Below are 15,263 nucleotides of genomic sequence, written 5' to 3'. Positions count from 1 at the left end.
TAACATGGTTTCAAAGCATTTTATTTCACAGCTTCAGCAACACATGAATTAATCGTTTTAGTGACAACATTTGAAACGATCGTTGCACGTGCCTGTGGATCGAGTGCAGCCGTTGCCAAATCTACTGCAGTTACACTCTCTGGTGCTTTTTCACTAACACATCCACAAATTTCCGTTTGTACATTGGTTTTCTGTTCAGCTGTCATCACACGTGTTGCTGTTTTCCAAGCAGGTAGATTATTTAATTCAGTTGTACACTTGGCATTGATCCCAATTTTAAGTGCCGTCATACCGAGTTGTTGACCTGTCGTCTGCATTGCAGAACCACCTGTTGTTCCATCTGTCGTTGCGCAAGCTGAAAGTACAAGAGCGAATGGTGCTAGAACAGCAATTAATTTTTTCACAGTAAAGTCCTTGTTATATTACTTTGTGGCGCTATTCTGCCTAATCTTAAGCACAGAATAAACTATAAATTATCACTATTCATGTAATTGAATGGTAATCGTATATTTACTTCCCACTTTTCGACTTTAACGTTGCAAATTTAAAACATTACGTTGAATTTTTAAGGCTGATTTCATCATCTAAAATTCATATTATAGTGATTAAGTTTAATCGGAATACTTCTCATGCAACAAAAATCAAAATACTACACAAGGACGGCACAATGGCTTCATTGGTCTATGGCGATTATTTTTATTGTTGCCTATGTCATCGGTTTTTATAGTGGTAACTTCCTAAGTTATGAATCTGACGGTAGTTTTAAGGGTGATGTCATCACATTACATAAAAATATTGCCTCTGTGATTATTTTTTTAGTGGTGATTCGTATTTTTTGGCGCTATACCCACCCTGCACCTGAGTTACCTGAAAGCATGTCACCGACCATGAAAAAAATGGCTCATTTTGGACATTTAGCATTGTATTTAGTTCTGCTTGCTTTACCAATCACAGGCTGTTTATTTAGCTGGAGTGCTGGGCATCCTGTACCAGTTCTATATTTATTTGAAATTCCAAAATTGGTACAAGATAATCCTGATTTGACTGCAATCGTAAAACCTTTACATATTTATATTTCTTGGGCGGCAGGTTTACTCTTAATTGGGCATATTGGCGCAGCCTTGAAGCATCACTTCATTGACAAAGACAATGTGTTAAAAAGTATGACACGTCAAAGAGATTAAGCTTCGATAGCATTTAAGCTATGATCTAAGTTCACGATTATCCATTCAAATTTATATGAAAAGCACATCGACAGATGTGCTTTTTTTGCAGTTAGAATTAAAACAATATTTGCTTAGGCTATTTTAAAACTTCTTTCACACAGCCTTTGATGCTGTTTAATACCGCTTGATGAATGACTTTATTTTTTGTTTCTTCATTCACAGAAGCCATCACTAAATCTTTATTTGATATATCTTTCAATGCACTATCACTGACACAGCCACAGATTTTTTGTTGTGCATGCTGTTGTTGTGAATCACTCCAAAATATAGATGCCGCTTGCCAAATTTTTGAAGATTTCAATTCACTCTGACACTGTTGTTCGATTAACGGCTTTAACATTTTTTGTCGCATCGCATGTGGATCTGAATCTGCACATGCTACCGTGATTGGAACAACTGCCAATAAAGTTAAAGTTGTTAAAAATCTCACAATATTTTCCTCATGAAAAAAGCAGTGATAAAACACTGCTTTTTGATAATGCATAGGATAAACCTAGAATCACGCCAATGCATCAATTTGATTGTTCCATTTTTGCTTCTGTTCGTTGGAAATAAACGAAGCTTCAAATGAATTTTTTGCTAATACTTTGATTTCATCATGGCTAAGATCCAAAGCTTCTGCAATCGCAATAAAATTATCATTCATATAACCACCAAAATACGATGGATCATCTGAATTTACTGTGACGTGAACACTCTGTTTTAATAAACGTTGAATATTATGTTCTGCCATATCATCAACCACACAGAGTTTTAAATTACTGAGTGGGCATACGGTTAAAGGCATTTTTTCAGCAATTAAGCGTGCCATCAATTTCGGATCTTCTTCAGAGCGTACACCGTGATCAATACGGTTCACTTTCAATAAATCTAAAGCTTCCCACACATATTCTGCTGGACCTTCCTCGCCTGCATGCGCAACCACTAAAAATCCAGCTTCACGTGCTTTGGCAAAAACACGTTCAAATTTAGATGGAGGATGCCCGACCTCACTTGAATCTAAGCCCACACCGATAATTTGATCTTTATAAGGTAAAGCTTGTTCTAAAGTTGTAAATGCTGCTTCTTCGCTCAAATGACGTAAAAAACACATGATGAGATGCGAACTAATGCCTAATTTAGTTAAAGCATCATCACAAGCGCGTTGTAAACCATTGATCACCGTTGCAAATGCCACACCACGATCAGTATGGGTTTGCGGGTCAAAGAACATTTCAGTGTGTACAACTTTATCTTCAGCACATTTCTCAAAATATGCCCAAGCCAGATCATAAAAATCTTGCTCATGAATCAGTACAGCCGCGCCTGCATAATAAATATCTAAAAAAGATTGTAAATTATGAAAGTTATAAGCTTGTTTGACTTCTTCTACAGATTTATAAGGGATATCAATTTGATTACGTTGAGCAATGGCAAACATCAGTTCAGGCTCAAACGTTCCTTCGATATGTACATGGAGTTCTGCCTTAGGTATGGCACGAATGAGTTCTAATCTGTTCATGTTATTTCCTCAAATACGAATATCTATAAAATAAAAAAGGGTGCAGACACTTGTCTACACCCTTTCATGTAAATTTTGAATTAGCCACCAAATGCAACAAATTTGATCACCCAAAGTACAGCAATAATCCAGACCATATAGGGTACTGTCGCTGCTTTGCCTGTGAATAATTTCACCAATGCATAGCTGATAAAGCCCATCGCAATACCATCTGCAATTGAATATGAGAATGGCATAAATACGATAGTTAAGAATGCAGGAACTGCTTCAGTAATATCATCCCATTCAATATTGGTGATCCCTTGAATCATCAGCACACCAACGAACAACAATGCTGGTGCAGTTGCAAATCCAGGCACTGACTGAGCCAATGGTGCAAAGAATAAACACGCAAGGAACAATACACCGACAACGACTGCTGTTAAACCAGTACGACCGCCTGCGGCAACACCTGCAGAAGATTCAATATATGGTGTCGTTGAAGATGTACCTAAAGCGGCACCTGCAACAATTGCACTTGAATCAGCAAATAATGCTTTTTTCAAACGTGGTAATTTACCGTCTTTCAGTAAGCCTGCACGATGTGATACACCAACCAATGTTCCTGTTGAGTCAAACAAATCGACAAGGAAGAAAACAAAAATTACACCGATCAAACTTGCTGTAAATAAACCTTCAAAATTCATTTGCAAGAATGTTGGTGCTAAAGATGGAATTGCGCCAACCACACCTTGGAATTGATTTAAACCCAATGCAGTTGCAATCGCGGTAATTGCCAAAATACTGATAATAATTGCGCCACGCACTTTAAAGTGATGCATGATCACAATGAGAATAAAGCCTAATAAAGTCAGTAAAACTTTAGGATCATTCAAATTACCTAATTTCACTAAAGTCGCGTCATTGGCAACAATGATGCCCGAAGTTTTTAAAGAAACCAGTGCAAGGAATAAACCAATCCCGCCACCAATCGCAAACTTCAACGACATTGGAATAGCATTGACAATTGCTTCACGTATTTTAAACATGCTGATTGCAATAAAGACTAAACCAGATACAAATACAGCAGCCAATGCGGTTTGCCATGGCACACCCATACCTTGACATACAGAGAAGGTAAAATAAGCATTTAAGCCCATACCTGGTGCAAGTGCGATCGGATAGTTCGCCACAATTCCCATTACAAAACAGCCAATTGCAGCGGCTAAACAAGTTGCAACGAAAACTGCACCATGGTCCATACCTGTTATAGAAAGTATGCCTGGATTGACAATAATGATGTAACACATCGTTAAAAATGTCGTAAAACCTGCAAGGACTTCCGTTCTAAAGGTTGTTTTGTTCTCACTTAATTTAAATAAGCGTTCGAGCAAACCCGCTGAAGGATTTGGATTCGTCATTGTTGAGCCCCTGATCAGTTTGAGCTTTTCGTTGATAAAATCGAGTTCATTTAAAAATGAAACATGGCTGAGATTCAACCACAATTCAGCATCCAATAAATGTACCAAAATGACATTTCCGATAAAAAAAATTGCATAAAATGCACATCAATTAAAAAAGCTGCGCATTTGGCAGCTTTATATTGGATTTGAACGTTTTACGGTCTTTCTCGGTGATATATTACAAATTATAACATATTGTTTAGCTAAATTTATCCATCAACATGCCTCATACATCACGAACTTTGAACGCCATAGATCAAAGTTAACTCAAATATTGCGCAGCAATGACTTCAACTCACAGTAAAACTTTAATAAATCAATCTGCTAGATCATCTTCTCTAAACATTAATAAACTCTTCATTATGAATACCACATTCATGATCAGGCAATTTTTTCATTACGATGGTGTCTTAAATTTTTGATTATACGCTAGATATGCCAAATATAAGATCGGAAAAATAAAAAATGCCACACTCCAAAAATCCAAATGCCAATAAAGGAATGCACCTAAAAAAGCCCCGATCACAAAACCAAGAATAATACTCAGGCTATTCACCATAGACACTCGATTTTCTTCTGTCGGATGACTCAAATAATTTGAAATATCAATACCCAACTGTGTGGTATTCCCTGTCATCATGGTACTTGGGCTAATATGTTTAATCAGTGTTTTACTCGATGTATTACGAATCGCCAATGCAATTAGACCTAAACCACCTGTAATTGCAACACTCACCGCCTCAGCATGTTTAAATGGTTCAAATAGTAGCCCTGCAATCATAAATGCTGTAAGGAAAAAAGCTTCTGCCAGAAATAACGAAGTAAGAATTTTATGTTTTTTATCAAATCTTTCAATTAAATATTTAGTGACAATCACGGTTAAAATAAACAGAGGAATCGCTGCAAGTTTGATCCAAACACCCTTACCGCCATTGACCCAAACAGCGCCAGCTAAAACCAAGTTACCTGTCACATGCGCGGTAAAAAACCCAAATAATGCTATAAAACCAATCGTATCGATTGCACCACCCACAATAGTCAAAATGACGGATTCACGACAATTTTGCCAAAAAGGCACTCTTTTTTGTTGTGTATTTATAAGACTCATAATAACCCTATTTTTTAAAAGTAATTTTCTGTAAAACTGCCATTCTTTAAGCGATTAATACTTAGACTTTCCTGTTAACGCAACAACCTGATTTAAATTACAAGTGATAAAACAATGCATTGGATAAATGGAAATATCAAAATACACTCACGCTTTTTTATAATTCTCTTTTTTCCAGTAGATTAAAGCCATCAATACAGGTGGAACAATAAACAACCAAAGTAAAGCAAATTTAAAAACAATCGCAGCGACTGCGCAACCTAAAGCAAAACTCAGCATCGTAGGGAAAATTGATTTAAATCGTTGTTGTATGATTTGCCTTTTCTCAGGATTGCTTTGAGAAAAAAGTTCTCCAACATCTAACATCAATTGTGTAGTTGAACCTGTCATCACTGTTGTTGGGGACTCTTTCACCCAATGTAAACGATGGATTGCATTTTGGATTGCCATTGCTGCGACCAGTAACATCCCTACAGCAAAACTTGACCACGTATCAGCAAACGGAAATGGTAAATAGAATATCGAAATCACAGCCGCCAAAATAAAAAATAGAAACATCATTTTTAATAAGGTCGGATAAGATGTTTTTGCACGTTTTATAAAAAATTGATCAAGCAATTTCACCAATAAAATTGTAATACAAAACATCGGTAAGGCAGAGAGCTTAGCCCATGCTCCTGCATGGTTATTGGAAACCAATGCCGCACCAAGGGTGACAAAGTTTCCTGTCACATGTGCTGCGAAAAGCCCATGAATTGCGAGGAAGCTTGCAGTATCCACATAACCCGCATTGAAACTTAACAATCGATTGAGATGTGCCATTTTAAAATTCTTATTCAGCCATTAGTTCATTAAATTTCGAATGACAGGAATCAGTTGTTCACCTATCACCATACCCAATAAACCCAATAATGCAACCAATGGAGGCGCTGGAGATTTTACATTTAACACATAATATAAAACGCCAACGAGTAAGCCTACAGCAAAGGAGAGTAAATAAATTTTCATAAGACCCCTGTGGCTCTATTTCCACAGTGGAAATAGAACCGTCTAAATAAATTAAAATATTTAAGAAAAAAGAAAGGTTTGCTTTTTAGAATGCGAAGCAAGAACAGCCGAGTGCACCCCAGAATGAGCGTTTGTCTTTTGGATCAACAGGAACATCAAGCATCCATGCATGATTGTGCCCATGCATGCCACAACTAGTTGAACATGCACAAATTGCAGAATTTTTCTGTAAAGGTTGTAAAGACGGTGCATTACGGTTTTCAGACAAGCGCCTCTGACCACCAAAACGTTTTACAGGTGACCAATCTGGAGAAGCTGGTGGAATTGGCGGATCGTCCTGTTTAAATTCAGCACCTGCATAAACCACTTTACCGTTCATGACTGTAAATACTGACTCAATCCATTGAATATCATCACCTTCTACCGCAAAGTAATCATCTGAAAGTACTGCTAAATCCGCATGTTCACCTTCGACCAAAGCACCTTTGTCCGACTGCTCACCAGAGAACCATGCAGAACCTTTTGTCCAAAGTTTCAGTGCTGTTTGGCGATCTAAAAGGTCTTTTTCATCATATAAAGGCATGCCTCCTACTGTTTTACCAGTGACCAACCAACCTAGACAGACCCAAGGATTGTACGAAGCAACACGTGTCGCATCCGTTCCTGCACCTACAGGTACACCCATTTCCAACATTTTCTTCACAGGAGGCGTATCTTTGGCAGCTTCAGCACCATAACGATTTACAAAAATTTCACCTTGGAATGCCATACGATGCTGAATCGCAATACCACCACCCAGTGCTCCAATACGATCAATATTTTTATCTGACACTGTTTCGGCATGATCAATGATGAAACGAGTTGCGAAAGGTTGACGAGAATTGACACGCTCAAAAACTGTCAATAAACGATCGATACTCTCATCATAGGTCGCATGGATACGGAATGGCCATTTCTTCTCAGCTAATAGTTCAACAATGCTCTCTAGCTCTTTTTCCATTTTTTCTGGTAAATCTGGACGAGGTTCATAGAAGTTTTCAAAATCCCCTGCAGACCAAGTCAGATTCTCCCCCGCACCATTGACTTTAAATAGTGCATCGCCATCACCGGGGAAAGTCATTTCCGTCCATTTCTTATAATCTTCAAGCTCTGAACCTGCATTTTGAGCAAATAAGTTATAAGCAATACGAACTGTCATTTGTTCATTTTTATGCAGTGATTGAATCACTTCATAATCATCTGGGTAATTTTGACCACCACCACCCGCATCAATCGCAGAAGTCAAACCTAGACGGTTTAATTCACGCATGAAATGACGCGTTGAATTAATTTGATCTTCAAGTGGTAATTTTGGTGCTTTGCCCAAAGTTGCATAAAGAATCGTCGCTGCAGGCGTTGCCAGTACCAAACCTGTTAACTCACCTTTTGCATCACGCTCAAAACGACCACCTGGTGGGTCTTGAGTATTTTTATCAAAACCTAAAGCGTGAATTGCAGCTTTATTGAGAATGGCACTCGCATATAAATGGAGGATAAACACGGGGGTATCAGGTGCTGCTTTATTAATTTCTTCAATCGTTGGCATACGACGTTCAGCGAATTGGAATTCTGTCCAACCACCAACTACACGTACCCACTGCGGTGCAGGTGTATTATCTGCTTGTTCTTTAAGAAGTCGTAAGGCATCAGCAACTGATGGCACACCTTCCCAACGTAGTTCCATATTGTAATTTAGACCACCACGAATAATATGCAGGTGACTATCATTCAAACCAGGAATAACACGGCGACCATTTAAATCAACAACCTTTGTTGTAGATGTTGCCAACTTCATGACCTCATCTACACTACCTGTTTTAATCACTTTACCCTCTGCAATAGCGATTGCTTGAACCTCAGGTTGCTTTGGATTCAGTGTAGTAATCTTTCCGTTTTTTAAGATCATCTGAACATCAGTCATGGGTATTTCCTCTGTCTTTTATATTTCATGAGAAATTCGAATGAGTGTTATATAAGCAAATTTTAATGTAAAGTAATACGCATTATTGAACAGCAATGTGTATTCAATTCGAATACAATCAAAAATTTTACATATTTATCAAACATAAAACACTTGCTCTTAATTGCAGATGAAATATGAATTTAAGAATTATTTTAAGGATTGAGTCTTTTTATGGATAAGTTAGATTGTATAAAGACTTTTTATCATGTCGTAGAACATCAAAATTTTAGTAAAGCTGCACGTGCTTTAAATATCAGCCGTGATTTGGTTGCAAAGCGAATTAGCTATCTTGAAACACATCTCAATGCCACACTGGTATTACGTACGACACGTAAAATGAATCTTACTGAAACAGGCGAGAAGTTTTATCAGCACTGTAAAATTATATTAAGTGAATATGAAATCGCTCAACTTGAAATTGTTCACGATCATTTTTATCCCGAAGGTTCACTTAAAATAAATGCACCCGCCTCATTTAGTCGTCATAAACTCAATCTCATAGTTTCTGAATTTATTCTTAGTTATCCTGATATTGAAATTGAATTGGCATTATCGGATGAGGTAAAGGACATTTACGATCATCATTATGATTTGACACTCAGAATTGGAACAACATTAAATGACAATTTTGAAAATATTATCCTGCAACAATTTAATTTAAATTTTTATGCAACGCCTGAATATTATAGCAAGTATGGCATTCCTCAAAAGCAGGATGAATTAATCAATCATCATCTGTTAATGTATTTTCACAATAAACCTGAGAATAAAATTTACCTTAGCCATCATGGTGAACCTGTCACCCTGCACTGTTTTCCTAAATTTAAGTGTAATGATGGAGACTTCCTTGTCGACCTTGCTTTGCAACACCAAGGTATTGTCTATTTGCCAGAGTTCCTCGTCACACGATATATAGAATCTAAACAATTGATTAAATGTCTTGAAGATTATAAAAGTCAGATCCGTTATTTTTATGTAGCATGCCCCAAAAACCAAAAGTTATCGCGTAGGGCTCGTTTATTTGTAGATTTTCTTTCAAAAAAATTAAATTAATTTGAGATATTTTGAAATATAAAAAGCAGAATTTATTCAATTCTGCTTTTTATTATAAAGCATTAAGCTATTTTCAATCCCATCTTTTTTAAAAACCAATTATATTGAAATAACTTATGCAGACACCGTCACCAAACGTGTATCCAGATAAGCATTGATCGCTTCACTGCCACCTTCAGTGCCATAGCCCGAATCCTTAATACCGCCAAACGGAAGTTCTGGGAAAGACAAACCGATATGATTAATTGACAACATACCACATTCGAGATCACGTCCAAGCTCGATACAAGTTTTATTATTTTGACTAAAAGCATAAGCAGCCAAACCAAATGGCAAGCGATTGGCTTCTTCAATTGCATCTAAATAATCATCAAAAGAATTACAAATAACAATAGGTCCAAACGGTTCACTATTCATACACTGGGCTGTTAATGGAACATCTTTGAGTACAGTAGGTTGGAAAAAATAGCCCTCGCCCTGCATTTGCTCGCCTCCACAGACCAATTTCGCACCATGATGCAATGCATCAGCAACGATTGATTTTAAATTACCATAAGCCCGACTATGAATCACGGGGCCAATATCTGTGCTTTCATCTAAGCCATTTCCAACTTTTAAAGCTTTGACAAGCTGGGCAATTTTTTCAACAACTTGCTCATAAACTTCTTTTTCAATCAAAAAACGAGTCGGTGAAATACACACTTGCCCAGCATTTCTAAATTTAAAATTAATGATCTGATGAAGTGCTTTATCAATATCTGCATCTTTAAAAATCAACACAGGCGCATGACCACCTAGCTCCATGGTCACTTTTTTCATGTGCTTGCCTGCAAGTGAAGCAAGTTGTTTTCCAATCGGTGTTGATCCAGTAAATGATATTTTCTTGATCTTTGGATGTTCAATCAAATATGTCGAAATCTCTTGCGGATCACCAAAGACCAGACTAATCACACCTGATGGAAGCCCTGCATCATGAAAAGCCTGTACCAATTGCGCAGGTGATGCAGGCGTTTCTTCTGGACCTTTTACAATGATTGAGCATCCTGCTGCTAATGCGGCAGAAATTTTCCGAACGATTTGATTAATTGGGAAATTCCATGGGGTAAATGCTGCCACGATCCCCACAGGAACTTTTAAGGTATAAGACAATACATCATGACTACGTGAAGGGATCACTTGACCATAACTTCTCACGGCTTCAGCAGCAAACCAATTGATAATATCGGCAGCAGATAAAACTTCAATTTTTGATTGTTTAAGTGGTTTACCTTGTTCCAATGTCATTGTCCGTGCAATATCCTCAACGCGTTCACGTAAAAGATCCGCAGCTTTATTTAAAATCTTTGCCCGTTCCAATGCAGGTGTAGATTTCCAGACTTTAAACCCATTTTCTGCACTTTCTACTGAAGCTTGTAGATCGATTAATGAAGCTTTCGATACTTCTCCAATAATTGACTCATTTGCAGGATTTAACACTGAAATTACTTGATCAGTTTTTGATAATTTCCAATCACCATCAATATATAGCTTTGTATTTGTGTACATTTTCATTACATCCTAATATTAATTTTTTATTCCGAAATATTTTTGAGATAAAACGATTTATGTTTATGAAAACTCAGTAATCACTGGTGGCTTTGCGACCTTTGATTTTATTTGTTTAATAATACCGACCATTGCAATCCCTGCCATGGTCATTGCTGTAGAACCAACCAATAAGCGATACTCTTCAATAAACAACATACCAATCAAGAACAGGATAATGAAAACAATCACAGCCCAAGTCAGCCAAGGATAAAGCCACATTTTAATTTCGAGTTCTACACCTTTGGCTTCAAGTTGTTTACGCATCTTTAACTGAGAGCATGCGATAACCAGATAAATCAGTAATCCAATTGCACCCGTTAAATTCATCAAAGTGATCAGCATATCTTTTGAAGAGAAAGCAGGGTTTAGATTGATCAGGGAAAATGTAACCGCAATGACACTTGTTGCCAGTACCGCAGCGATCGGTACACCCGTTTTCTGAGTTGTCTTCTTTAAAATTGCAGGTGCATCACCACGTAAAGCAAGTGAATAAAGCATTCTTGAACCTGCATAATGCGCAGAAATCAAACAACTACTGAGCGATGTTAACACCACGATATTCATTAAAGTTTGAGCACCAGGAATACCAATGATTTCTAATGCTCTACGATAAGCACCATAACCTGATTGACCTAATAACGGATCATTCCAAGGTACGATACAGATCAAGAAGAAGATTGAACCGATATAAAAGATACAAATACGCCAAACAATGGTTTTATTGGTTTTTTTGATTTCACGCGCTGGATTTTCAGTTTCAGATGCAGCAATCGTAGCAATTTCAGCACCAACAAAGGCGAACATCACTCCCAATACAGCACCAAATACGGGAGCAATTCCATTTGGCATAAAGCCTTGAGCTGTAAAATTACTAATTCCATGTGGTGCTTCGATGTTATAAATATTAAATACAACCAAGAACCCGAGTGCAATAAAACTGACAATGGCAATCACTTTGATCAACGCAAACCAAAATTCAAATTCACCATAATTTTTCACGTTAAAGAAGTTAACGACCAATAGAGCCAGTGTCACAATGAGTACAAACCAATTGGAACTGATTGCGGGGAAAAATACGTTTAAAATATTACCCGCGACGAAGGCTTCCCAAGCCATGACCGTCCCCCAAAACAACCAATACATCCAACCAATGGTAAAACCTGCCCAGCGACCAATTGATTTATCAGCATAAGTTGAAAAAGAGCCTGTGTCTGGTGTTGCGACAGCCATTTCACCCAACATACGCATGATTAATAAAAGAATTAACCCACCGAGAATATAAGCTAGAATTGCAGCTGGTCCAGCACTGTGAATTACACTCCCCGAACCAACAAAAAGTGTTCCGCCAATAACGCCAGCGATAGACATCATGGTAATATGCCGAGATTTTAACCCTGTTTTTAAATCACTCACTTTTTCTTCAATTAAACTCATTTTAACATTCCTTATTAAAATCAATAATACAATCCCTATGCGCAGCTGAAATCGTTGATTTTCATGTTACGCATACGAACTGTTTGAGTTACCGTTTGTGATTATTTATTCAAAAGTTTTGCGCCAGTTATAGGTATCATGTAACGCTTTCTGCAAAAGATTGACCATTTCATCGATCTCTTCATCTGAAATGATAAGAGGCGGACATAGTGCAATTACATCACCAATATTACGAATGATTAAGCCATGCTCATGTGCACGTGCACAGAAATAACGCCCAAGTTTTCCAGCAGTTTCAAATGGTGCTTTACTGGTTTTACAATCGACTAATTCAATGGCACCAATTAAACCCACCCCACGAATTTCTCCGACTAAATCATGATTTTCCAATGCTTTTAGATTGTTAAACATTCTTGTACCGACACGACGCGCTCGCTCAACCAAGCACTCTTCCTCAATGATTTTTAAATTTTCCAATGCAACTGCAGCTGCAACTGGATGCCCGCCCCCTGTAAAGCCATGTGCAAATGCGCCATATACTGAGGTTTGTTCAGCAACATGCTGGAAAATTTCTTCATTAATCATCAACGCTGAAATAGGTTGATATGACGATGAAAGCTGCTTAGAAACCACCAACATATCTGGTTTGATATTAAATGTTTCAGACCCGAACATTTCGCCCGTACGACCAAAGCCACAAATCACTTCATCTGCAATGACAAGAATGTCGTAACGTTTACAAATTTCTTGCATTTTTTCCCAATAGTTTTTTGGTGGAACGATTACACCACCTGCACCCATCACAGGTTCACCAATAAATGCCGCGATGGTTTCAGGACCTTCCGCAAGGATCAAGTCTTCAAACTCTTGTGCTAAACGATCAACAAACTGTTCAACAGACTCACCTTCCAATGCTTCACGATAATAATTCGGGCATGTTAAATGATGAAAACCTTTCAACGGCAAATCAAAACCTTTATGAATCGTTGGGATACCCGTCAAACTTGCTGAAACAGTGGTGATACCGTGATATGCATTTTTACGAGAAATAATTTTTTTCTTTTGAGTATTACCTTTTGCATTTTGGTAATACCAAACCAGTTTAATCGCTGTATCATTCGCTTCAGAACCTGAGTTTGCCAAAAAGACTTTACTCATTGGCACGGGTGACATTTCAATTAATTTTTCTGAAAGTTCAATACTTGGCAAAACTGCTTTATGTGAAAACTGATGATAGAACGGCAAAGTATTCAGCTGTTTCACAGCGGCATTAATTAAACGTTGATTATTAAAACCAACTGCAACACTCCACAGTCCTGCCATACCTTCTAAATATTTTTTACCATAAATATCATAAACATAAATACCTTCACCTCTTTCAATAATAAATCCACCTTGCTCAAGGTTGGCTTTAGCATCGGTAAAAGGGTGAAATTGAACTTTTTTATCTAGTTCTTCAAAATTATTTGCACGCTCATTGATTGAAATACAATTTTGTAGTTGTGAATTCATTTTTAACTCCTGATATAAAAGTCATTGTGTTATTCAATCACTTTTATAAAGCATCCTTGATTTATACTGTTTCAACACTATTGCATAACTCAGATTTGACTAAATATCCAAAAAACGAACATTCGCTCAGTTAAAAATGGTATAAAAAATTAATCTTGGTCAAATTCCCTTTTGCATCATTCCCTTTCGCTAAATCGTATTTTCCACCACCGATTGAAGGATCATTTTTGCCAATAATTTGTTCAGCAGCGATCTCAAACTTATCCTTGATCAAAGACACCCCAAAAATATTTCGACTTGAATTGTTATCATTATTTTCTTTCTTATACTGACTCAACATTCCATAAATACTTACATTATCAAATACATAAAACTGACCAAATTTATAATGAATATCCAATGTATAAAAATTTCCGTCATTCGCAACAGTATATGTGTCATCAAACGAGCCCATCACTAAGCCATCTTTACCCAAACCATTTATTCTTTGTTGACCGAATGTGAGCAGCACTGCAAGGTTTTTATAGCTTAAGTTTCCAAATACAGCCCAAGCATTTCGATCACCATCTTGATTTGAAAAATCATCCTCGATTGTGGAAGATAAAAAAGAACCACCTAATATTAGGTTAGTATTTTCATGATTTAATTCAATTTTCCTATCCAGTGAAATACTCAGTATATTTTTCTCACTCAGATTCATTTGAACATCATCATTTGGTTCTGACTGAACAAAGTTAGAGGTATATCGTGCTGCGTCTCTACTATGTCCAAAATAGCGACCACCATCGGAATAAAAATATCCTAAATTTAAATTATTGTTATCAAAGAAGTTCAATGAATAATTAAGCCCAAGATTATGAATATCGGCTAAACCGACTTGCGAAACAATTCCACCATAATAATTACTCTCCCAAAAACGACTAGGTCCAAATACAACAGGTTGGATACCAAATTTTAAAGTATTTTGTGAATCAAAATTGTAGCCGACATAAGCGTCAACCAAAGCAGAAAAGTCACATAAGGTTTTGAATTGATAACAACGATATTCTAAGCCACCAAAAACATCTTCTTTATTATATTTAACACTTAACTTAAGTGCATCAAATGTAAGCTTTTCATCATTGCTCGAGTAATCTTTCAGTTCGTATTTCGCACGTGCAAATCCCGAAACTTTTAAACTTTCATTCTTTATCGCTGCTTCATCGAGATCTTGAGCAAAAGCACTTAGACTTGATATGAGTGGAAGGATGCCCATTAAAAGAATTTTATTCATTTGTATCACCTTTAAGATATTGAATTAACTTCAAAATTGAAGTCCAATATCTCTAACAGCTAATACAAAATTCCAATATCCAAATTACGAATACTCAATAAATGCTTTATCTTCAAG

At 37.0% G+C, this 15,263-nt stretch carries 14 protein-coding genes; 2 read left to right on the top strand and 12 right to left on the bottom strand.

Annotation, left to right across the window (positions count from 1 at the left end; all coding sequences use genetic code 11):
- Positions 1–20: 20 nt before the first annotated feature.
- Positions 21–404 (bottom strand): hypothetical protein, encoded by a 384-nt coding sequence (locus EXE10_RS03910; protein ID WP_068974248.1) that lies wholly within the window; start codon positions 402–404, stop codon positions 21–23.
- 225 nt (positions 405–629) lie between these two features.
- On the opposite strand from EXE10_RS03910, the gene EXE10_RS03905 reads away from it, so the two are divergent.
- The gene (locus EXE10_RS03905) at positions 630–1,184 is read left to right on the top strand and encodes a cytochrome b (protein WP_130112426.1); all 555 of its coding nucleotides are present in this window, start codon (positions 630–632) and stop codon (positions 1,182–1,184) included.
- Positions 1,185–1,302: 118 nt separating this feature from the next.
- Here EXE10_RS03905 and EXE10_RS03900 read toward each other — a convergent pair whose 3' ends face one another.
- The 7 genes from EXE10_RS03900 to EXE10_RS03870 form a co-directional block, all read right to left on the bottom strand.
- Positions 1,303–1,656 carry a hypothetical protein gene (locus EXE10_RS03900; protein WP_130112425.1) on the bottom strand — a complete coding sequence of 118 codons (354 nt, stop codon included), beginning with the start codon at positions 1,654–1,656 and terminating at the stop codon, positions 1,303–1,305.
- Positions 1,657–1,725: 69 nt separating this feature from the next.
- Positions 1,726–2,727, bottom strand: a complete 1,002-nt coding sequence (locus EXE10_RS03895; RefSeq protein ID WP_130112424.1) for an adenosine deaminase — start codon at positions 2,725–2,727, stop codon at positions 1,726–1,728.
- 80 nt (positions 2,728–2,807) lie between these two features.
- Positions 2,808–4,127: an NCS2 family permease gene (locus EXE10_RS03890; RefSeq protein ID WP_068974251.1), complete on the bottom strand. Its 1,320-nt coding sequence runs from the start codon at positions 4,125–4,127 to the stop codon at positions 2,808–2,810.
- 439 nt (positions 4,128–4,566) lie between these two features.
- Positions 4,567–5,277 (bottom strand): YoaK family protein, encoded by a 711-nt coding sequence (locus EXE10_RS03885; RefSeq protein WP_130112423.1) that lies wholly within the window; start codon positions 5,275–5,277, stop codon positions 4,567–4,569.
- Positions 5,278–5,424: 147 nt separating this feature from the next.
- A complete protein-coding gene (locus EXE10_RS03880) occupies positions 5,425–6,099 on the bottom strand; it encodes a YoaK family protein (RefSeq protein WP_130112422.1) in 675 nt (224 codons plus the stop codon).
- Positions 6,100–6,120: 21 nt separating this feature from the next.
- Positions 6,121–6,285, bottom strand: a complete 165-nt coding sequence (locus EXE10_RS03875) for a DUF1427 family protein (protein WP_130112421.1) — start codon at positions 6,283–6,285, stop codon at positions 6,121–6,123.
- Positions 6,286–6,370: 85 nt separating this feature from the next.
- Positions 6,371–8,245 (bottom strand): amidohydrolase, encoded by a 1,875-nt coding sequence (locus EXE10_RS03870; RefSeq protein ID WP_130112420.1) that lies wholly within the window; start codon positions 8,243–8,245, stop codon positions 6,371–6,373.
- A gap of 213 nt (positions 8,246–8,458) precedes the next feature.
- Between EXE10_RS03870 and EXE10_RS03865 the strand changes: the two genes are divergently transcribed.
- Positions 8,459–9,340 (top strand): LysR family transcriptional regulator, encoded by an 882-nt coding sequence (locus EXE10_RS03865; protein ID WP_087552012.1) that lies wholly within the window; start codon positions 8,459–8,461, stop codon positions 9,338–9,340.
- A gap of 114 nt (positions 9,341–9,454) precedes the next feature.
- On the opposite strand, the gene EXE10_RS03860 is transcribed toward EXE10_RS03865, so the two are convergent.
- From EXE10_RS03860 to EXE10_RS03845, 4 genes are all read right to left on the bottom strand, one after another.
- Entirely contained in the window at positions 9,455–10,885 is a 1,431-nt protein-coding gene (locus EXE10_RS03860; RefSeq protein WP_130112419.1) for an NAD-dependent succinate-semialdehyde dehydrogenase, read from the bottom strand.
- A gap of 63 nt (positions 10,886–10,948) precedes the next feature.
- The gene (locus EXE10_RS03855) at positions 10,949–12,361 is read right to left on the bottom strand and encodes an amino acid permease (RefSeq protein WP_068974257.1); all 1,413 of its coding nucleotides are present in this window, start codon (positions 12,359–12,361) and stop codon (positions 10,949–10,951) included.
- 105 nt (positions 12,362–12,466) lie between these two features.
- Positions 12,467–13,873, bottom strand: coding sequence for an aspartate aminotransferase family protein (locus EXE10_RS03850; protein ID WP_130112418.1), 1,407 nt, complete (start codon positions 13,871–13,873; stop codon positions 12,467–12,469).
- A gap of 130 nt (positions 13,874–14,003) precedes the next feature.
- Positions 14,004–15,146, bottom strand: coding sequence for a hypothetical protein (locus tag EXE10_RS03845; RefSeq protein ID WP_130112417.1), 1,143 nt, complete (start codon positions 15,144–15,146; stop codon positions 14,004–14,006).
- Positions 15,147–15,263: the final 117 nt, after the last annotated feature.

This window comes from Acinetobacter sp. WCHAc060033, assembly GCF_004209125.1.
GTDB classification, from domain to species: Bacteria; Pseudomonadota; Gammaproteobacteria; order Pseudomonadales; family Moraxellaceae; genus Acinetobacter; species Acinetobacter wuhouensis.
This window is presented reverse-complemented; position numbering and strand designations above follow the sequence as displayed.